This is a genomic window from Longispora sp. NPDC051575 (genome assembly GCF_040681875.1).
Taxonomy (GTDB): domain Bacteria; phylum Actinomycetota; class Actinomycetes; order Mycobacteriales; family Micromonosporaceae; genus Longispora.
Genome location: NZ_JBFAZP010000011.1, coordinates 247,245 through 265,605, shown reverse-complemented (window position 1 = coordinate 265,605; position 18,361 = coordinate 247,245). Strand labels below are relative to the sequence as shown.

The window sequence follows — 18,361 nt, the reverse complement described above, 5'->3', positions numbered from 1 at the left end:
CCTCCGCAAGGAAGGCGGGCGCTCTTTCGTAGTCAAATAATGATCTTGGGGGTTATTCCCCGAGCGGGGCGCCCGTCACCAGGTAGACGACCTGCTTGCCGGCGTTGACCGCGTGGTCGGCGTAGCGCTCGTAGAACCGGGCCAGCAGCGCCGTGTCCACCGCCGCCTCGATCCCGTGCGGCCACTCGCCCTCGAAGAGCGCCTTGAAGAGCTGGCGCTCCAGGGCGTCCATCTCGTCGTCGTCCTTCTCCAGCTCGGCGCCCAGGGTGGCGTCGCGCTCGGCGAGCACGGCGACGACCTTCTTGGCCATCCGGTCGGCGACCTTGCCCATCTCGGTGAAGATCTCGTGCAGCTCGGCGGGCACCGCGATCTCGGGCTTCCGGCGCAGCGAGGTCTTGGCGATGTGCTCGGCCAGGTCGCCCATCCGCTCGATGTCGGTGGCGATGTGCAGGCTGGTGATGATCGCGCGCAGGTCACCGGCGACCGGGGACTGGCGGGCGAGCAGCTCGTAGACGGTCTCCTCGACGTTGCGGAACATCGCGTTGATGCCCTCGTCGTCGGCGAGCACGTTCTCGGCGAGGACCTGGTCTGCGGTGAGCAGGGCCCGGGTCGCCTGGCGGAGTGCGTGGCGCACCTCGCTGGCCATGGCCACGAGGGTGCCGGCGAGTTGGGCGAGGTCAGAGCGGAATAGGTCGCGCATGGTCCCCACCGTAGGGCTGATCGGCATACGGCGCGTGAACGTCGGTGAACGTGGACAATCCTGAGGGTGAACATTCGGGAGAACCGAGCGTTTCGAATACTTCCCACTGGTGGAATCCGACGAAACTCACCCTACGATCGGCCTGTGAATGTGGTGCTGGCGATGGTTGTGGGCGCCGCTCTAGGTGCCGGAGTGACCGCGCTCTTTTTCAGGGCGTCCCGGGGGAGTAAGACAGTGCAGGTTGTGGAGACCGACCTCGCCAGGACCAGCCTCGACGGCCTGCGGGCCGGCGTCATCGTCCTGGACCCGACGGACCGGGTGGCCCTGGCCAATCCGGCAGCGATCGGGATGAAACTACTCAAGAACGACGAGAGCGGCCTCTCTCATGCGGTACTGCGCAGCCTGGTCGCCCAGGTCCGGCGCAGCGGCGACCCGCGCGACGTGGAGCTGGACCTGCCCCGCAGCGGCGGGCGCAACCCGCTGGGCGTCCGGGTCCGGGTGACCGTGCTCGACGACGACCACGTGCACCTGGAGGTCGAGGACGTCACCGAGGCGCACCGGGTCGCCCGGGTCCGCCGCGACTTCGTGGCCAACGTCAGCCATGAGCTGAAGACCCCGGTCGGCGCGTTGCAGCTGCTCAGCGAGGCCCTGCTGGAGGCCGTGGACGATCCGGAGACCGCCCGGCGGTTCACCGAGCGGATCCAGCACGAGTCCGCCCGGCTGGCCCGGCTGGTCAGCGAGCTGATCGAACTGTCCCGGCTCCAGGGCGCCGAACCGCTGCCCGAGCCGGAACCGGTCGGCGTCGACCGCATGATCAACGAGGTGCTGGACCGGTCGCGGACCGCCGCCGTCGCCAAGGAGATCACGGTGCGCTGGGAGGGCGAACACGGCCTCACCGTGTACGGGCACGAGGGTCAGCTCGTCACCGCGCTGGCGAACCTCGTGGAGAACGCGATCGCGTACAGCCCCGAGAAGACCGCGATCACCATCTTCTCGGAGAAGTCCGGCAAACGCGTCAAGATCGCGGTCGCCGACGAGGGCATCGGCATCGCGGCCGAGGACACGGATCGCATCTTCGAGCGCTTCTACCGGGCCGACCAGGCGCGGTCCCGGGCGACCGGCGGAACAGGCCTTGGCCTGGCGATTGTCAAGCACATCGCCAGCAACCACGGGGGGAGGGTCGAAGTGAGCAGCGAAGTAGGGGTTGGTTCAACGTTCACCTTGCGGCTGCCGTCCCGACCCCCGGCCGGTGCCTCCGCGTTGAAGAGCCAGACTCGTATGGCTGACATGAAGACGAAGGGACGCCCGTGACCAGGGTACTTGTGGTCGAGGACGAGGAGTCGTTCTCCGACGCGCTGAGCTACATGCTGCGGAAGGAAGGGTTCGAGGTCGCTGTGGCCGCGACCGGCACCGCGGCGATCGTCGAGTTCGACCGGGCCGGGGCGGACATCGTCCTCCTCGACCTGATGCTGCCGGAGATGTCCGGCAGCGAGGTGTGCCGGCAACTGCGCACCCGGTCCAACGTGCCGATCATCATGGTCACCGCGCGGGACAGCGAGATCGACAAGGTCGTGGGCCTGGAGATCGGGGCCGACGACTACGTCACGAAGCCCTACTCCCCCCGCGAACTGGTCGCCCGGATCCGCGCCGTGCTCCGCCGCCAGATCGAGCCCGCCGAGCTGCTGCCCGGCACCCTGGAGGCCGGCCCGGTCCGGATGGACGTCGACCGGCACACGGTCAGTGTCTCCGGCGGGACGGTCCAGCTGCCGCTGAAGGAGTTCGAGCTCCTCGAACTGCTGCTGCGCAACGCCGGCCGGGTGCTGACCCGCGGCCAGCTGATCGACCGGGTGTGGGGCGCGGACTACGTGGGGGACACCAAGACCCTCGACGTGCACGTCAAGCGGCTGCGCTCGAAGATCGAACCGGAGCCCTCGACGCCGCGCTACATCGTCACGGTGCGCGGGTTGGGCTACAAGTTCGAGGCCTGATCCGGTACGCCGCGTGCCCGCCCGGGCACGCGGCGGTCGCTCACGCGGTCCCGGCCGCCACGGTTGCCGGGTGGATCGCGATCAGGCCCGTCTTCAGGCGGGCCGCGCACAGCTCGGCCAGCTTGTCGTACGCCGGCTGACCGAGCAGCGCGATCAGCTCCGGCCCGTACTCCAGGTACATCGGCTGGGTGCCCGTGTGCGCCTCAGGGGACGACGTGCACCACCAGTGCAGGTCGTGGCCACCCTCGCCCCAGCCGCGCCGGTCGAACTCCCCGACCACGTCCAGCAGCACCTTCGTGTCGTCGGGCCGCTGCACCCAGCTCTGCTCGCGGCGGATCGGCAACTGCCAGCACACGTCCGGCTTGTACTCCAACGGGTGCACCCCGTCCCGGAGCGCCTGGCCGTGCAGCGCGCACCCCGCGCCGCCCTCGAAGCCCGGCCGGTTCAGGAACACGCACGCCTCGCCCTCGGTGGCGGTCCGCCGGGCGGGTTTGTCCTCCAGGTCGTCCATCTCGGTGTAGTTCTTGAAGCCCTTGCGGAAGTGCTGCCACGTCTCCGGGGTGAGCTTCTTGACGGCCGCCTTCACCCGCTGCTCGTCATCGTCGTCGGTGAAGAACGCGCCGTGTGAGCAGCAGCCGTCGGGCGAGCCGCCGGGGGTGATCCCGTGGCAGCCCCGGCCGAAGATGCAGGTCCACCGGGACAGCAGCCAGGTCAGATCGGCCCGGACCATGTGCTCCGCGTCGGCGGGGTCGGCGAACTCGATCCACTCGCGCGGAAAGTCCAGGGCCACTTCTTTCGTGGGTATTACACGCTGCGTCACCAGGTCAGATTACGCGCAGGGCATGATGGGGCGTGTGACTGATGATGTGTTCACCGTAGATTCGTTGCGCGGCGTGGCCCTGGCCCAGGGCTGGAGCTACCGGGAGAACGACCAGGGCTTCGCCGACCGGTGGGGCGGGCCGCCCTTCGACACCTGGTCGGGTTCGAAGCGGGCCGCCGACGTCGTGTCGGGCGAGTACCGGGAACGGCCCGTCGTGGCGTTCTGCCTGCTGACCGGCGACGAGAACTTCCTGGTCGTGGCCACCTCCCTGCCGGGCCGGCTGCCCCGGTTCGCGCTGGCCCCGCCGGTCGGCGCCGTGGACCCGGGCCCGTTCGGGTACGGCTTCGAGGCCGAGGACCCGGACCTGGCCCAGAAGTACGAGGTCTACGCGGCCGACGCGGACCTCGCCGCCGCCGTCCTGCACGTCGACGCCGTGGCCATGCTCCGCAAGCACCGCAGCATGGACTGGCGGATCGAGGGCCGCGACCTGCTCGCCATCGAGCGGATGGACCGCGAGGTGTCGGAGGACGAGCTGCTCGGCACGCTCGACGCCCTCGTCACCATCGCGGTGGGCATCCCGTCCGGGCTGTTCGACCGCTACCCGACCCCGACTCCGTACCCGGCAGTCTGACCATGCGGCTCGGCGTACTCGACGTCGGTTCCAACACCGTCCACCTGCTCGTCGTCGACGCCCACCGGGGCGGTCACCCGTGGCCGGCGCACTCCGAGAAGAGCGTCATCCGGCTGGCGGAGCACCTCGACGACAGGGGCCGGGTCACCGCCGAGGGGGCCGACGCCCTGGTCGAGGCCGTGCGGACCGCGCGCCAGGCGGCCGAGGACAACGGCGTCGAGGAGATGCTGGCGTTCGCGACGTCGGCGCTGCGGGACGCGGGCAACGGCAAGGAGGTGCTGGCCCGGGTCAAGACCGAGACCGGCGTCGTCCTGGGCGTGCTCAGCGGCGAGGACGAGGCCCGGCTGACGTTCCTGGCCGGCCGGCGCTGGTTCGGCTGGTCGGCGGGCAAGCTGCTGCTCCTCGACATCGGCGGCGGTTCCCTGGAGCTCGCGGCCGGCGGCGACGAACTGCCGGCCGTGGCCATGTCCCTGCCGCTCGGCGCGGGCCGGCTCACCCGGAACTGGGGCGACGACCTCGACGGCCTGACCGAGCACGTGGAGAAGCTGCTCACCCCGGTCGTCGCGGACCTGCGCGGCCACGGCTGGGACCGCGCGGCGGCCACGTCGAAGACGTTCCGCAGCCTGGCCCGGCTGGCGGGGGCCGCCCCGTCCCGGGCCGGCCTGTGGGCGCCGCGCACCCTGACCCGGGAGGGCGTGCACCAGGTGCTCGCGTTCATCCGGCGGATGGACCCGGCGGCGCTCGCCGAACTGGACGGGGTCAGCCCCCGGCGCGCGCACCAGCTGGTCGCGGGGGCCGTGGTCGCGGAGGTCGCGATGCGCCAGCTCGGCGTGGAGAAGCTCGACATCTGCCCGTGGGCGCTGCGGGAGGGCATGATCCTGCGCTGGCTCGACTACGCCTGACCGTCGGGGCCCCGCCCGCGGGTGGGCGGGGCCCTGCGGCGGCCCGGTCACGCCGGGTGGGGCCCCACTGCGTGCGGGGCCCGTCAGGCGTCACCTGGACGTAACACGCCCTACACACGGTGATCATCCGGACACGGCTACCCTGGGTAGGTGACGCCGATTCCGGTCCTGCTCTCAAGCTCCTCCGTCTATCCCGAGGCCACCCCCGCCGCGTTCGAGCTCGCGGCAGGCCTCGGCTACGACGGCGTCGAGGTCATGGTGTGGACCGACGCGGTCAGCCAGGACGCCACGGCCCTGCGCCAGCTCTCCGCGCACTACGGCGTGCCGGTGCTCGCCATCCACGCTCCGTGCCTGCTCGTCACCCAGCGTGTCTGGAGCTCCGATCCGTGGGAGCGCCTGCGCCGGGCCGCCGTGCTCGCCGAGGAGATGGGCGCGCCGACGGTCGTGGTGCACCCGCCGTTCGCCTGGCAGCGCGACTACGCCCGCACGTTCGTGACCGGCCTGGAGAAGCTGACCCGTCAGCACCCGGGCGTCCGGTTCGCCGTCGAGAACATGTATCCGATCCGGATGGCCCGCCGCGAGTTCGTGCCGTACTCGCCGCACTGGGACCCCACCGAGGTCGGCTACCAGGCGTACACCCTGGACCTCTCGCACTGCGCGGCGGCCAGGATGGACGGCCTGGAGCTGCTCCGCACCATGGGCGACCAGATGGCGCACCTGCACCTGGGTGACGGCACGGGCAAGGGCACCGACGAGCACCTGGTGCCCGGGCGGGGCACCCAGCCGTGCGCGGAGGTGCTGACGGCCCTGGCCAACAGCGAGGGCTTCACCGGGCAGGTCTCGATGGAGGTCAACACCCGCAAGGCCGGCTCCCGGGCCGCCCGGGAGGCCGACCTCGCCGAGTCGTTGGCCTTCGCGCGCCGCTACCTGGCGGCGTCGGCCGTGACCGCGGGCAGCTGAAGGGCCTGGAGTTCGGCCTTCTTCCGGGCCCGGTGCGCGGCGACGTGCGACCGGGTGGCGCACCGTTCGGAGCAGAACCGGCGGCAACAGTTCGACGAGGTGTCCAGGTAGACGTTGCCGCACCGCTCGTCGGCGCACACCCCGAACCGGGCGCTGCCGTGCTCGCACAGCCACACCGACAGGCCCCACACCGCGCCGGCCAGGTATTCGGCGCTCACCGCCTCGCCGCGACCGGTCACGTGCATGTGCCAGTCGGAGGAGTCGTGCCCGGAGATCCGGGGTTGCATCGGGTGGGCCTGGAGGAGAGCATTGAGCTCGGTGACGGCCTCGGGGTCGTTGCCGGTCGTGCCGGCCTCGAAGACTCCCCGGAGCCGCTTCTGGGCGCGGCGCATGGTGACGAGGTCCCGCTCGGAGAGCTTGCTCTGCCACCAGGGGTGCGCCTCGAAGAACGCCACGAGGGCGTCCATGTCGCCCAGAGGCGCGTTGACAAGATCAACGGCTGTCTGGGCGTACTCGTCGAAATCCACGCCCTAACGGTAGACAATCCCCGGCGAAGTAACCAGCATCGAGCGTCACAAGTCCTTACAGTTCACAGTCCTTACCCTGCCAGGGTGGTCCCCCTCGCCAAAGATGGGACGACCGCCGGATACCCTTCGAACCATGCTCCGTTCGGTAATCCTCGCCGCAGCCCGCAGCAAGCGGGTCGAGCGGCTGGTCGAGAAGGCCCCGGTCAGCCGGGACGTGGTCCGTCGCTTCGTCGCCGGGAACACGACCGACGACGCGCTGGCGGCGACCCGCGAGCTCGTCGCCGACGGCCTGGCCGTCACGCTGGACTTCCTCGGTGAGGACACCTTCACCGCCGAGCAGGCCACCGCGACGAAGGACGAGTACCTGCGCCTGCTCGCCGCCCTCGACGCCGCCGAGCTGACCCCGGAGGCGGAGGTCAGCCTGAAGCTGTCGGCGCTCGGGCAGAAGTTCGACGAGGAGCTGGCGCTTGCCAATGCGCGGGAGATCTGCGCCGCCGCGATGAAGGCCGGCACGACGGTGACCCTCGACATGGAGGACCACACCACCACGGACTCGACGTTGGACATGCTCGCCGAGCTGCGCAAGGACTTCCCGACCACGGGCGCGGTCCTCCAGTCGTACCTGCGGCGGACCGAGGCGGACTGCCGCGAGCTGGCGGTCTCCGGGTCGCGGGTGCGGCTGTGCAAGGGCGCGTACAAGGAGCCCGAGTCGGTGGCGTACCAGACGGCCCTGGACGTGGACAAGTCCTACGTGCGCTGCGTGAACACCCTGATGTCCGGCGCGGGCTACCCGATGCTGGCCACCCACGACCCGCGCCTGATCACCATCGGCGAGGACCGGTCGCGGTGGTTCGACCGGTCGGGCGACTCCTTCGAGTTCCAGATGCTCTACGGGGTCCGCCCCGAGGAGCAGCGCCGCCTGGTCCGGGACGGCTACACGGTCCGGGTCTACGTGCCCTACGGCACCGAGTGGTACGGCTACCTGATGCGCCGGCTCGCCGAGCGCCCGGCCAACCTGGGGTTCTTCGCCCGGGCGCTGGCCACGAAGAAGTAGTTCCGCGTCTTCCGTCGCCCCCGGTCCGGCTCCGTGCCGCCGGGGGTGACGTGTGTCCGGCCGCGCCGCGCACGCTGTCCATTGGGCGACGAGCAACCCTGAGCCTCTGGCCCCGCCCGGATGTCAACGCTTCTGTCGCATATTGGCGGAAATAAGTGACTAGTGGGCGTTTGAGCTGGGCAAACATGAAGAGTCACACGCTTCGATTACGTAGAGCTATCGCGTTAGCCACACCCGTCCCGTTACCGTACAAGGAGCACGTGCGTGTCCGCTGATGGCGGCCCCGCCGTCGGCCGCCGTGCGGAACTGCGCGGACGTGCGGTGTCACCGCCGAGCGGCCGGGAGAGGCGCGGTGGTGGTCATGTCCCTGGCGCACAGCGACAGCCGGCTCGGAGAGGTGCGGTTCCTGACCGTCGCCGAGGTGGCGCTCTTGATGCGGGTCTCCAAGATGACGGTCTACCGGCTGGTGCACTCGGGCGAGCTGGCGGCCGTCCGGGTCGGACGGTCGTTCCGGGTCCCCGAGCAGGCGGTCCACACGTACCTTAAAGGGGCGTTTTCGGACTCAACCTGAGCATCCCGCCGGGCCGATTAGCTCGCCGTTGATGCGACGGCTACCCTGAACAGGTTCACCTTCCGACTCTCGAGGGGTTGCCGTATGGGCTCCGTGGTCAAGAAGCGCCGCAAGCGCATGGCTAAGAAGAAGCACCGCAAGCTGCTGCGCAAGACCCGCGTCCAGCGTCGCCGTCTCGGCAAGTGATCTCGGCGCCGGTCATTTCCGGCGCTGATTCACTTGCCATCCCCTGGGGAGCCGCCCATGTCTGAGTCAGTGGCGGCCTCCGCTCGCCCGGAGAAGTTTCCGGGCAATGCGTCGGCCGGTCAGTCATTGGCGGCCTCCGTCCGCCCGTCCGGTGGCACGGTCCTCGTGACCGGGGCCGGACGGTACCTGGGAGCACACACCGCGGCCAAGCTCGCCGCGGATGCGACGGTTTTCGCGGTGGATGTGGTTCCGCCCACGCCCGACCTGGCAAAAGTCCTGGCCGGCGCGGGGGTGGACTTCTCCGTTGTCGACCCGACTCAGGGCCCGGCTTTGGCCCAACTGCTGGACCGGGCCCGGGTCGAGACTGTGGTGCACATGGCCGTGGCGGCCATGCCGTTCCGCGACGGCGGCCGGGACGCGATGAAGGAACTCAACGTCATCGGTACGTTGCAGCTCCTCGCCGCCTGCCAGCGGGCCGAGAGCCTGCGCAAGGTGGTCGTCCGCTCCTCCAGCGCCGCGTACGGGGCGTCTTCGCGCGACCCCGCGATCTTCACCGAGGACACCGAGCTCCGCGACATCCCGCGCGGCGGTTTCGTGAAGGACATCCTCGACATCGAGGGGTACGTGCGCGGCTTCCGCCGCCGCCGCCCCGACGCCGTGGCCACCGTGCTGCGGTTCTCCCCGTTCCTGGGCCCCACGGCGGACACCGCCCTGACCAGGTATTTCGACCAGGCTTTCGTGCCGACCGCCGCCGGGTTCGACCCGCGGGTGCAGTTCGTGCACGTGGACGACGCGCTGGAGGTGCTCCGCCGCTCCGTCGTCGAGGACCACCCGGGCGTGTTCAACGTGGCGGGCCCCGGCGTGCTGCTGCTGTCCCAGGCCATCCGGCGCGCCGGCAAGACCCCGGTGCCGGTCCCCGGGCTCGCCATGGGCGCCGTGGGCCGGCTGTTCGACATCTCCATCGACCAGCTGGAGTTCCTGGTGCACGGCCGGGTGGTGGACGTGTCCCGGCTCGTCGCGGAGTTCGGCTTCTCGCCCCGCTCCACTCCTGACACCTTCAAGGAGTTCGTCAGTGTCGTTCGGTGACTTCCTCCGCCGTCGGCTCGACGGGGACTACGACGTCGACGAGTTCGGCTTCGACCCGGACATGACCGAGAACGTGTTCTTCCCCCTGCTCCGCCCGCTGTACCGCAAGTGGTTCCGGGTCGAGATGATCGGCCTGGAGAACATCCCGGACAACGGCCGGGCGCTGGTCGTCGGCAACCACTCGGGCACGATCGCCGTGGACGCGATGATGCTGTCCCTCGGCATCCACGACGAGCACCCGGCGCACCGGATGCTCCGCCTGCTGGGCGCGGACTTCGTGTTCGACACCCCGGTGCTGGGGGAGTACGCGCGCAAGTCCGGCGCGACCCTGGCCTGCAACCCCGACGCCGAGCGGCTGCTGAACACCGACGAGCTGGTGGGCGTGTTCCCCGAGGGCTTCAAGGGCGTGGGCAAGCCGTTCCGCGAGCGGTACAAGTTGCAGCGGTTCGGCCGGGGCGGCTTCGTCTCGGCGGCCCTGCGCACCGGCGCGCCGATCATCCCGGTGTCCATCGTGGGCGCCGAGGAGATCTACCCGCTGATCGGGGACATCAAGCCCCTGGCCCGGCTGCTGAAGATCCCGTACTTCCCGGTGACCCCGACGTTCCCGTGGCTCGGGCCGCTCGGCGCGGTGCCGCTGCCCAGCAAGTGGCTGATCGAGATCGGCAAGCCCATCGAGACGGCGGACTACGCCGACGCCGTGGACGACCCGGCGGTCATCTTCAACCTGGGCGACCAGGTCCGCGAGACGATCCAGACGACCCTGGACGCGCTACTCCTCAAGCGCCCAGACCCCTTCGCGTAGGTGGGTGGGGCCCGCTGACGACGATGCGCGCGTTGTCGGCACGCCCGCATACAACACCGGTATGCGGGCGCACCTCCGCCTTCGCCTCGCCGCCCTCAGCGGGCCAAGGCGTCAGATCAAGGGCGTAGATCAACAGCTTTTGAGGGTTACGCCGCGTTTCTGGGCCGGAGACGGCGGCACTTCCGGGGCGAGGTCACAGCCGCCTCCGCCGCGCCGCCCGCACGGCCCACACGACGGCCAGCGTCCCGAGCACCCCCGCCACCACCACCGGCGCGGTCACCTTCGCGGCCTTGCGCACGGTCCGGAAGTCCCGCACCTCCCAGCCGGCCCGGTGCGCGGCCCGGCGCAGCTTCGGATCGGGGTTCACGGCCACGGCGTGCCCCACGCAGGACAGCATCGGCACGTCGTTGGCCGAGTCGCTGTACGCGGTGCAGTGCGTCAGGTCCAGCCCCTCCTTGGCGGCGAGCTGGGCGATGGCCACGGGCTTCGCGGGACCGTGCAGGAGGTCGGTGACGAGCCTGCCGGTGTAGATGCCGTCCACGACCTCCGCCTCGGTGCCCAGGGCCCCGGTGAGGCCCAGGCGGCGGGCGATGATGTCACCCAGCTCGGCGGGCGCGGCGGTGACGAGCCAGACCCGCTGGCCGGCGTCGAGGTGCAGCTGGGCGAGGGCCCGGGTGCCGGACCAGATCCGGTGTGCCATCAGCTCGTCGAAGATCTCCTCGCAGAGGCCGACGAGTTCGGAGACGCTGCGGCCCGCGACGAACGACAGCGCGGACTTCTTGGCCTCCTCGATCTCGGCCGGGTCCTCGGAGCCGCCGATCCTGAACTTGACCTGGGCCCAGGCGAACTTGGCCAGGTCGCGGTGCGAGAAGAACTTGCGCGAGGCGAGGCCCCGGGCGAAGTAGTAGATAGACGCGCCACGCACCATGGTGTTGTCGACGTCGAAGAAGGCCGCAGCGGTGGGATCCTGCGGAACCGTCAGGGCGGCCTCCACCTCGGCGGAGGCCCAACCCGTATTCATCTCCACATGCTGAGGGTAGCCCCGTCAGCCGAAGATCCCGCCGAGGATCTTTCCGACCGTGTCGAGGAGTCCCCCGCCACCCTGGTTGTTGGGACCGGCGCTGGCCGACGGGGTCGGCGCCGCGCTGGTCCCGACGATGGGCAGCTTGTCCAGCGGGCTGCCGCCGCCCGTGCCGCCGCCACCGGGGACGGCGGTCGGCACCACAGTGGGCAGGACCGGGGTCTTCGTGGACGGCACCTGGTTGCTGGAGCCGCGCCCGGTACTGGTCGGCGCCGGGGTGTTCTCGGTGGTCCGGCCGCCGGTCGTGCCGCACTTCTGCGGGATCGGGCCCAGGTCGTCGAGGACACTGCCGCTGCTGGTCATGCAGTTCAGGACGCCGCGCAGGCTCGTCGAGCGGGTCTGCACGTCGTCGAGCAGGGTCAGCGAGGTGACCACGCGGCCCCGGTCTCCCGAGGTCCGGGTGAGCAGGTCCGCGACGCCCTTGCGCTGGGCGGTCACGAACGCGTCGACGGAGTCGAGTGCCGTGGCGTCCCGCCGGTCGACGGCCCCGCTGGCCAGGAGCCGGACGCCCTGGCGGGTCTCGTTGTCCATGTCGTTCAGGACGGAGCCGAGCGCGTCGGGGTCCCCGGCGATGGTGAGCGCCTCGTCCATCCGGGTCCGGGCGAACTGCAGGAAGAGCTGGCCCCTGCTGATGTCCGTACCGGCGAGGGCCAGTTGGGCCTTCTCCGTGGAGCGCTTCATGCCGTACAGCGCGTCGCCCGGGTTGGCGTCGCCGCTGGCCATGCTCATGCTGGACACGGCGAGCGTGCCCGCCGCGAGCCCGGCGATGGCCGCGATCCGCACCCGACGGCCCCGGGAGGCGCGGGGTGCCGCCTCCACCTGCTGGTCGACGGCGGTGGCGCCGATGCCGTCGCGTTCGATGGTGGCCATCAGCATGGCGTGCAGGTCGCGCTTGAAGTCCGGGGCGGCGGCCGCGTCGACCGCGCGTCCGAGGCCGGTCAGCCGGTCGACGACCGGGAACATGCCGGACAGGTCCGGGTCGTACTCGGTCCGGACGTGGTGCCGAGGCCCACCGTCCTGTTCGTCCAGGAGTTGGGCGAACCGTTCAGTCTGGCGCCGCTTGAGCAGAAATGCGTTCACCGTGCGCACCCCCATTCATTCGTGTGCCGCACCCTGACAAACTCCAGAGGCCGGCCAGGGGTTACGGGCCTGGTCACGAACGTGATTCGCATCATCCGTCGAACTTCGCAAATCCCCATATTCATAGCGTGAAGCCATCGGGGAGCAGGCGGGCCAGGGCCCGGACGGCGCGGTACTGGAGGGCCTTGATCGCGCCCTCGTTCTTCCCCATCGTCTGTGCCGTCTCGGCGACCGAGAACCCCTGGAGGAAGCGGAGCACGATGCACTCCTGCTGCTCGGGGTTGAGCTGCTTGACCGCGGTCAGCAGGGTCACGTTGGTCAGCTTGTCGATGACGGCGGCCTCGGGGCTGCCCTCGGGGCCGCGTTCCTCCCGGTCGGCGTCGAGGACGTCAGCCGTGGCGACCTCGAGCCGGTACCGGCCGGACTTGAAGTGGTCGGCCACCAGGTTCCGCGCGATGGTGACCAGCCACGCGCCCAGGTCCCTGCCCTGCCAGGTGAAGCTGCTGATCCGCTTCAGGGCGCGCAGGAAGGTGTCCGAGGTCAGGTCCTCGGCCAGGGGGCGGTTGCCGACCCGGAAGTAGATGTAGCGGAACACCGTGTCCACGTAGCGCTCGTAGAGCATCCCGAACGCCCGGGCCTCGCCGGCCTGGGCGCGTTCGACCAGCGCCCACACCTCCGCCGCGGCGTCCCCGGGGTCGGGGCGGGCGGGCGGCGGGGGGGTCGGCTCCGGCGTGCCGCCGGTGAGCACCAGCTCCTCGGTGACCGGTGTGGCCTCGCCCGGGCCGGCGTTGCGCCGGGGTCCGGTGATCGTGCCGCCGCCGGAGACCGAACCGCGCGCGGTCGGGCCGGCGTTGGGCCGGGGGCGTCGCACCACTCCCTCGTCGCTGCGCAGGGCACCGGCGAGCATGATCCGGATGGACTCGAGTCCGTCGGTCAGGGTCTGCCGCACACCGAACACGTCGTCTGCGGGCAGCGGAAGTCCGGTCACCGGTCGCCCTCCCGGGGACAGTGGTGGACAGATGGTGCTTCGACGGGCACAGGGGCCTCCTCAGGCGAGGGGTGTCGGGAGCGAGCACGCGCTGGAATGGCCGACTCGGTGATGATACGACCGTAAATCTTCCACATGTCCGAACTCCGATACGCAGTGAAACAGTATGCTGCCGCAGCGGGTAGTCGTCGCACTTACTGTCCGTCATTTGTGGCACGACACGCCCGTACCGGAATCCGACACGCCGCACTAAATGTCTGGAATGCAAGTTTGGACCGGGTTGGTTTGGGTGAAAACGCACATAGTGGGCGATCGAACCAGGGCTGGCCAGCACGGGACCAGCCGTTTGTGCCAGACTCGGCCGCGTGCACTCCCTCGATGAGCCTGAGAACCTCGCCGACCTGATCCGCCGTGCGGCGGCCCGTGACCCCGAGCGCACTGCGCTCGTTGCCGGGGCCCGCACCGTGACCTGGGGCGAGTTGGACAGTCTGGTGGACGTGACGGCCCGGGGCCTGCTGGTCCGAGCCGTGGCTCCAGGCGACCGGGTCGCGGTCATGCTACCGAACACAGTGGAGTTCGTCGCTGCCTTGTACGGCATCTGGCGGGCCGGCCTGATCGCGGTGCCCATCAATCCCGCGTACACCGATCGGGAGCGCGACCACGTCCTCGACGACTCCGGCGCGAGCCTGGTGATCGGCCCCGGCGGCGTCGACTTCGACGACATTCCGACAGACGGCGGCCCGGTCTCCGACGCGGGCGGCGGACTGGCCGCGCTCCTCTACACCTCCGGCACGGCGGGGGCGCCCAAGGGCGCGATGCTGACCCACCGGGCGCTGATCGCGAACCACGACCAGTTGGCGCAGGTCTCGCCGCCGATCGTGCGCGCCGACGACGTGGTGCTGCTCGCCGTCCCGCTGTTCCACGCGTACGGGCTCAACTCGGGGCTCGGGGCGGTGGCGTACCACGGGGCGACCGGGGTGCTGGTGGAGCGGTTCGACCCCGTCGACACCCTCGACCAGGTCCGCCGGCACGCCGTGACCACGATCCTCGGGGTCCCGCCGATGTACGTCGCCTGGTCCCTGCTGCCGGACCTGGCCCTGTCCCTGGAGAACCTGCGGATCTCCGTCAGCGGCGCCGCGCCGTTGGACGTGGACACCGCGCGCCGGTTCCAGGCCGCCAGCGGACACCCGATCTTCGAGGGGTACGGCCTGACCGAGACCGCCCCCGTCCTGACCAGCACCCTGGTCGGCGGCACCCCGAAGCCGGGCTCGGTCGGCCGCCCGGTGCCCGGGGTCGAGATCCTGCTGACCGACCTCGACGGCGACGAGGCGGAACCCGGCGACCCCGGCGAGATCATGGCCAGGGGCGACAACCTCTTCGAGGGGTACTGGCCGGACCGCCGCGAGGGCCCCGACGCCGAGGGCTGGTGGCGCACCGGCGACGTCGCGTACGCCGACCCGGACGGGGACCTGTTCCTGGTGGACCGCCTCGGCGAGCTGATCCTGGTCTCCGGCTTCAACGTCTACCCGCACGAGGTCGAGCTGGTCCTGTGTGGCCACCCCGACGTGGTGGAGGCGGCGGTGGTCGGCGTGCCGCACCCGTACACCGGGCAGACCGTGAAGGCCTATGTCGTGGTCCGCGGGCCGGTCGGGGTCGAGGAGCTGATCGCGCACTGCGAACGCGGCCTGGCCCGGTTCAAGTGCCCGACGGCGATCGAGTTCGTGTCCGAGCTGCCGCACTCGGTGACCGGCAAGGTCCGCAAGCGGGAACTGGGCAACGAGGAGTGGCGGCGCGGGGCGGCCCCCACGGCGGAAGCGGCCGAGGGTGCGGCGGGCGTTCCCGCCGCCGAGGGGGAGCGGTGAGCACCCGGATCACGCTGCTCACCCGCGAGGGCTGCGGCATGTGCCAGCCGGCCCGCGAGGCGCTCGACCGGATCGGGGAACCGTGGGCGGAGGTCGACGTGGCCAGCGACCTCGCCCTGGAGCGCGAGTACGGCGACCGGCTGCCCGTGGTCCTGCTCGACGGCAGGGAACATGGCTACTGGCGGGTGGAAGAGGACCGGTTGCGCCGAGATCTCGGTCACTGACGAGCCGTAAATCTTTCGTCAATGTCATACCCCGGCCTTAGCCTGCCGATGTGGGAAGACACCTGATCTGGGACTGGAACGGCACGCTCCTCGACGACATCACCCTCGTCGTCGCGGCGTGCAACGAGGCGTTCGCCAGCGTTGGCGGCCCCGTGGTCGACGTCGATGAACACCGCCGCGGTTTCCGCCGCCCCATCGTGGAGTACTACGCCGAGGCCCTCGGCCGCCCCGTCGACGCCGAGGAGTTCGCCCGGCTCGACAAGATCTTCCATGACGCCTACCGGGTCGCCCTGCCCGACTGCGAGCTCCGCGAGGGCGTGGTCGACGCGCTCACCAGCTGGGGCCCGCGCCAGTCGCTGCTGTCCATGTGGTTCCACGACGAGCTGGGCCCCTGCGTCGACGGGTACGGGCTGACGGAGTTCTTCCAGCGGATCGACGGCCTGCGCTCCGAGGTCGGCGGCGAGAGCAAGACCGACTCGCTGGCCGCGCACCTGGGCGAGCTGGGCCTGACCGGCGCCGACGCCGTGCTGATCGGCGACTCGATCGACGACGCGCTGGCCGCCACGAACCTCGGGGCGCACGTCGTCCTGGTGGGCGGCGGCTTCACGGACTCCGAGCGGCTCCGGGCGCACGGGGTGCCGTTCGCGGAGACGGTCGCCGAGGCCGTGGCCCTCGCGGGTCGGATCTAGGGACCCCGGGTTCGAAGGGCCGATGCGCGACGGGTCGGCCCCCCACTCGTAACCCTCTGAAGATCTTGGGTCTTATCGCAGGTAGGCCAGCACCGCGAGCACCCGGCGGTGCTGGTCGGAGTCCTGCGGCAGGTCGAGCTTCGTGAAGATGTTGCGCACGTGCTTCTCCACCGCGCCCTCGGTCACGACCAGCTTGCGGGCCACGGCCGTGTTCGAGTAGCCCTCGGCCATGAGTTCGAGGACCTCCCGTTCGCGCGGGGTCAGGGTCGCGAGGGGATCGTTGCGCCTGCGCCGGACCATGAGCTGTGACACCACCTCGGGATCGAGGACCGTGCCGCCGCCGGCCACCCGGCGCAGCCCGTCGAGGAACTCGTCGAGGTCGACGACCCGGTCCTTGAGCAGGTAGCCGATCGACCCGCGCGCGTCGGCGAGCAGGTCGTCGGCGTAGGACACCTCCACGTACTGGCTGAGCAGCAGCACCGGCGTGCCCGGTACCAGCCGGCGCGCCTCCACCGCCGCCCGCAGCCCCTCGTCGGTGTGCGAGGGCGGCATCCGCACGTCCACGATGGAGACGTCCGGCCGGTGCTCGACCACGGCCGCGACCAGCGAGGGGCCGTCCCCGACGGCGGCCACCACCTCGCAGCCGGCCTCGGCCAGCAGCCGGACGAGGCCCTCCCGGAGGAGGACCGCGTCGTCGGCCACGACGATCCGCAAACTCGGCTCAGTCAAAGGGCACCTCTGCTACTAGGACCGTCGGCCCCCCGGGCGGGCTGTCCACGGCGAGCTCGCCGTCGACCGCCCGGAGCCGGTCGGCGAGCCCGGCCAGACCGTGGCCCTTGGCCACGTGCGCGCCGCCCGAGCCGTTGTCGGTGATGATCAGGTACAGCCGATCATCCTTCCGGGTCAGCTCCAGCGTGCCGAGGGTGGCCCCCGAATGCTTGGCGACATTGGTCAGCGACTCGGCCGCCGTGAAGTACAGGGCGTTCTCCAGGGCGTCGGGCAGCCGGTCGGCGACCTTGATGTCCAGCTCCATCGGGACCATGGACCTGCTGGCCAGGGCCGTGAGCGCGGCGACCAGGCCCCGGTCGGCGAGGACCGGCGGGGCGATCCCCCGGGACAGGGCGCGCAGCTCGTCGAGGGTCTCGCGGGTCTGGCCGATCGCCTCGGACAGGGTGGCGCTGACCGCGGCCGGGTCCTTCTCCAGTTGGCGCTGGGCCCGCGACAGCTCCATGGCGAGCCGGATCAGGCGCTGCTGCGGGCCGTCGTGGATGTCGCGCTCCAGCTTGCGCAGGGCGGTTGCCTCGGCGGACACGGCGGCGGCCCGGCTCTCGGTCAGGTCGGAGATCCGGCCCTGGAGACCGGCGAGCCGGGTCAGCAGGGTCTGCGCCATCCCGGCCTGGAAAGCGGCGAGCCCGCGCTGCACGAACGGGGTGATCAGGAAGAACACGACACCGGCGATGGAGTACACCCAGATCCGGCTGGAGCGGCTGTCGTCGCCGACCAGCCAGATGATCGCCATGTCGCCGTCCCCGTCGCCGTCCTGGTCGTGGGGGAGGAACCGCTCCCAGAACCAGTAGGTGACCCCGCCGGCCGCGGCGGCCCAGAACGACACCGTGACGCAGAACGTGGTGATCGCCACCGGGAAGTTGATGATGCCGTGCAGCAGGTCGAGCCAGCTCTGCCCGTTGCGCAGCGGGGTGGTCATCCGCTTGAACCAGCCGTGTTCCGGCTGGGCGCGGGAGTAGTGCGGCCGGGGCACCGGGTGGCCGAGGACCTGGCCGAGCCGGACCCGCTCCAGGTCGGCGAACGTCCGGGCCGACAGCAGGGCCACCGCCAGCATCGGGATGCCGATGAACGCCACGAGCGTGGAGACGCCGGTGACGAAGAGTGTGAGGAGAACGACGAAGCTGAAGACGGCGATCGGAAAACCGGTCAGCAGGTACGTCGCGTCCCGGCCGATGTGGCGGCGGATGTTCATGGGGCTAACGCTAGGCACCCCGGGCCCGGGTTCCCATCCGGGCGGCCGGCCTCTTGGGGGTGGGGTTATCCCCCCGGACCTGTGGGACGCGCCACGCCGAACGGCACTTATTTGTCCGTATACATCAGGCTTTCAGTAATAATTACGGCACAGTGCCCACCCGCCGTGCAGCGCGAGCCCGAGAATGGAGGGCCTAGTGCCGCGGGGGCATACCTCGAGCTCACGACGTGGG

Annotated in this window: 21 protein-coding genes; 13 read left to right on the top strand and 8 right to left on the bottom strand. The window is 70.7% G+C overall.

What is annotated here, in order from left to right:
* Positions 1-52 precede the first annotated feature (52 nt).
* Positions 53-700: a phosphate signaling complex protein PhoU gene (phoU, locus tag AB0M43_RS32255; protein ID WP_363729738.1), complete on the bottom strand. Its 648-nt coding sequence runs from the start codon at positions 698-700 to the stop codon at positions 53-55.
* Between the two features lie 162 nt (positions 701-862).
* Here phoU and AB0M43_RS32250 point away from each other — a divergent pair, with 162 nt between their 5' ends.
* Together AB0M43_RS32250 and AB0M43_RS32245 are read left to right on the top strand one after the other, a co-directional pair.
* On the top strand, positions 863-2,011 hold the full coding sequence (locus tag AB0M43_RS32250) for an ATP-binding protein (RefSeq protein ID WP_363729919.1): 1,149 nt from the start codon (positions 863-865) through the stop codon (positions 2,009-2,011).
* Positions 2,008-2,688 carry a response regulator transcription factor gene (locus AB0M43_RS32245; RefSeq protein WP_363729736.1) on the top strand — a complete coding sequence of 227 codons (681 nt, stop codon included), beginning with the start codon at positions 2,008-2,010 and terminating at the stop codon, positions 2,686-2,688. The genes AB0M43_RS32250 and AB0M43_RS32245 overlap by 4 nt, the downstream gene beginning before the upstream one ends.
* A gap of 40 nt (positions 2,689-2,728) precedes the next feature.
* On the opposite strand, the gene AB0M43_RS32240 is transcribed toward AB0M43_RS32245, so the two are convergent.
* Complete coding sequence (locus tag AB0M43_RS32240) at positions 2,729-3,508, bottom strand: hypothetical protein (RefSeq protein WP_363729734.1); 780 nt, start codon at positions 3,506-3,508, stop codon at positions 2,729-2,731.
* Positions 3,509-3,542: 34 nt separating this feature from the next.
* Here AB0M43_RS32240 and AB0M43_RS32235 point away from each other — a divergent pair, with 34 nt between their 5' ends.
* The 3 genes from AB0M43_RS32235 to AB0M43_RS32225 all read left to right on the top strand — a co-directional run bounded on the left by AB0M43_RS32235 (position 3,543) and on the right by AB0M43_RS32225 (position 6,001).
* Positions 3,543-4,139: a hypothetical protein gene (locus tag AB0M43_RS32235; RefSeq protein WP_363729732.1), complete on the top strand. Its 597-nt coding sequence runs from the start codon at positions 3,543-3,545 to the stop codon at positions 4,137-4,139.
* A gap of 2 nt (positions 4,140-4,141) precedes the next feature.
* On the top strand, positions 4,142-5,041 hold the full coding sequence (locus tag AB0M43_RS32230; protein ID WP_363729730.1) for a Ppx/GppA phosphatase family protein: 900 nt from the start codon (positions 4,142-4,144) through the stop codon (positions 5,039-5,041).
* Positions 5,042-5,191: 150 nt separating this feature from the next.
* Complete coding sequence (locus AB0M43_RS32225) at positions 5,192-6,001, top strand: sugar phosphate isomerase/epimerase (RefSeq protein ID WP_363729728.1); 810 nt, start codon at positions 5,192-5,194, stop codon at positions 5,999-6,001.
* Here AB0M43_RS32225 and AB0M43_RS32220 read toward each other — a convergent pair.
* Entirely contained in the window at positions 5,965-6,528 is a 564-nt protein-coding gene (locus tag AB0M43_RS32220; RefSeq protein ID WP_363729726.1) for a CGNR zinc finger domain-containing protein, read from the bottom strand. The genes AB0M43_RS32225 and AB0M43_RS32220 overlap by 37 nt on opposite strands.
* A 133-nt stretch (positions 6,529-6,661) precedes the next feature.
* Between AB0M43_RS32220 and AB0M43_RS32215 the strand changes: the two genes are divergently transcribed.
* The 5 genes from AB0M43_RS32215 to AB0M43_RS32195 all read left to right on the top strand — a co-directional run bounded on the left by AB0M43_RS32215 (position 6,662) and on the right by AB0M43_RS32195 (position 10,227).
* Positions 6,662-7,582, top strand: coding sequence for a proline dehydrogenase family protein (locus AB0M43_RS32215; RefSeq protein WP_363729725.1), 921 nt, complete (start codon positions 6,662-6,664; stop codon positions 7,580-7,582).
* A gap of 361 nt (positions 7,583-7,943) precedes the next feature.
* Positions 7,944-8,153 carry a helix-turn-helix domain-containing protein gene (locus AB0M43_RS32210; RefSeq protein WP_363729722.1) on the top strand — a complete coding sequence of 70 codons (210 nt, stop codon included), beginning with the start codon at positions 7,944-7,946 and terminating at the stop codon, positions 8,151-8,153.
* 84 nt (positions 8,154-8,237) lie between these two features.
* Positions 8,238-8,339, top strand: coding sequence for an AURKAIP1/COX24 domain-containing protein (locus AB0M43_RS32205; protein ID WP_007465623.1), 102 nt, complete (start codon positions 8,238-8,240; stop codon positions 8,337-8,339).
* Positions 8,340-8,465: 126 nt separating this feature from the next.
* Positions 8,466-9,425, top strand: coding sequence for an NAD-dependent epimerase/dehydratase family protein (locus AB0M43_RS32200; protein WP_363729918.1), 960 nt, complete (start codon positions 8,466-8,468; stop codon positions 9,423-9,425).
* Entirely contained in the window at positions 9,388-10,227 is an 840-nt protein-coding gene (locus AB0M43_RS32195) for a lysophospholipid acyltransferase family protein (protein WP_363729916.1), read from the top strand. Before AB0M43_RS32200 ends, AB0M43_RS32195 begins: the two co-directional genes overlap by 38 nt.
* Before the next feature lie 193 nt (positions 10,228-10,420).
* Here the strand turns inward: AB0M43_RS32195 and AB0M43_RS32190 are convergent, their stop codons facing one another.
* From AB0M43_RS32190 to AB0M43_RS32180, 3 genes are all read right to left on the bottom strand, one after another.
* Positions 10,421-11,248, bottom strand: a complete 828-nt coding sequence (locus AB0M43_RS32190; protein WP_363729719.1) for an HAD-IB family hydrolase — start codon at positions 11,246-11,248, stop codon at positions 10,421-10,423.
* A 24-nt stretch (positions 11,249-11,272) separates the two neighbouring features.
* A complete protein-coding gene (locus tag AB0M43_RS32185) occupies positions 11,273-12,388 on the bottom strand; it encodes a DUF5667 domain-containing protein (RefSeq protein WP_363729717.1) in 1,116 nt (371 codons plus the stop codon).
* A gap of 121 nt (positions 12,389-12,509) precedes the next feature.
* Positions 12,510-13,376: an ECF subfamily RNA polymerase sigma factor, BldN family gene (locus tag AB0M43_RS32180; RefSeq protein ID WP_363729714.1), complete on the bottom strand. Its 867-nt coding sequence runs from the start codon at positions 13,374-13,376 to the stop codon at positions 12,510-12,512.
* 365 nt (positions 13,377-13,741) lie between these two features.
* Between AB0M43_RS32180 and AB0M43_RS32175 the strand changes: the two genes are divergently transcribed.
* Genes AB0M43_RS32175 through AB0M43_RS32165 form a run of 3 tightly spaced genes read left to right on the top strand, consistent with a single transcriptional unit; the run spans position 13,742 to position 16,151 of the window.
* Positions 13,742-15,238 carry an AMP-binding protein gene (locus AB0M43_RS32175; RefSeq protein ID WP_363729712.1) on the top strand — a complete coding sequence of 499 codons (1,497 nt, stop codon included), beginning with the start codon at positions 13,742-13,744 and terminating at the stop codon, positions 15,236-15,238.
* Positions 15,235-15,462 (top strand): glutaredoxin family protein, encoded by a 228-nt coding sequence (locus tag AB0M43_RS32170; protein ID WP_363729710.1) that lies wholly within the window; start codon positions 15,235-15,237, stop codon positions 15,460-15,462. The genes AB0M43_RS32175 and AB0M43_RS32170 overlap by 4 nt, the downstream gene beginning before the upstream one ends.
* 50 nt (positions 15,463-15,512) lie before the next feature.
* Positions 15,513-16,151: an HAD hydrolase-like protein gene (locus tag AB0M43_RS32165; RefSeq protein ID WP_363729708.1), complete on the top strand. Its 639-nt coding sequence runs from the start codon at positions 15,513-15,515 to the stop codon at positions 16,149-16,151.
* 72 nt (positions 16,152-16,223) lie between these two features.
* Here AB0M43_RS32165 and AB0M43_RS32160 read toward each other — a convergent pair whose 3' ends face one another.
* Both AB0M43_RS32160 and AB0M43_RS32155 read right to left on the bottom strand, forming a co-directional pair.
* A complete protein-coding gene (locus AB0M43_RS32160) occupies positions 16,224-16,865 on the bottom strand; it encodes a response regulator transcription factor (protein WP_363729913.1) in 642 nt (213 codons plus the stop codon).
* A 7-nt stretch (positions 16,866-16,872) separates the two neighbouring features.
* A complete protein-coding gene (locus AB0M43_RS32155) occupies positions 16,873-18,129 on the bottom strand; it encodes a sensor domain-containing protein (protein WP_363729705.1) in 1,257 nt (418 codons plus the stop codon).
* Positions 18,130-18,361: the final 232 nt, after the last annotated feature.

Coding starts and splice junctions, on each gene's coding strand:
- phoU (WP_363729738.1), bottom strand. CDS start 700: ATGCGCGACCTATTCCGCTCTGACCTCGCCCAACTCGCCGGCACCCTC.
- AB0M43_RS32250 (WP_363729919.1), top strand. CDS start 863: ATGGTTGTGGGCGCCGCTCTAGGTGCCGGAGTGACCGCGCTCTTTTTC.
- AB0M43_RS32230 (WP_363729730.1), top strand. CDS start 4,142: ATGCGGCTCGGCGTACTCGACGTCGGTTCCAACACCGTCCACCTGCTC.
- AB0M43_RS32215 (WP_363729725.1), top strand. CDS start 6,662: ATGCTCCGTTCGGTAATCCTCGCCGCAGCCCGCAGCAAGCGGGTCGAG.
- AB0M43_RS32210 (WP_363729722.1), top strand. CDS start 7,944: ATGTCCCTGGCGCACAGCGACAGCCGGCTCGGAGAGGTGCGGTTCCTG.
- AB0M43_RS32205 (WP_007465623.1), top strand. CDS start 8,238: ATGGGCTCCGTGGTCAAGAAGCGCCGCAAGCGCATGGCTAAGAAGAAG.
- AB0M43_RS32190 (WP_363729719.1), bottom strand. CDS start 11,248: ATGAATACGGGTTGGGCCTCCGCCGAGGTGGAGGCCGCCCTGACGGTT.
- AB0M43_RS32155 (WP_363729705.1), bottom strand. CDS start 18,129: ATGAACATCCGCCGCCACATCGGCCGGGACGCGACGTACCTGCTGACC.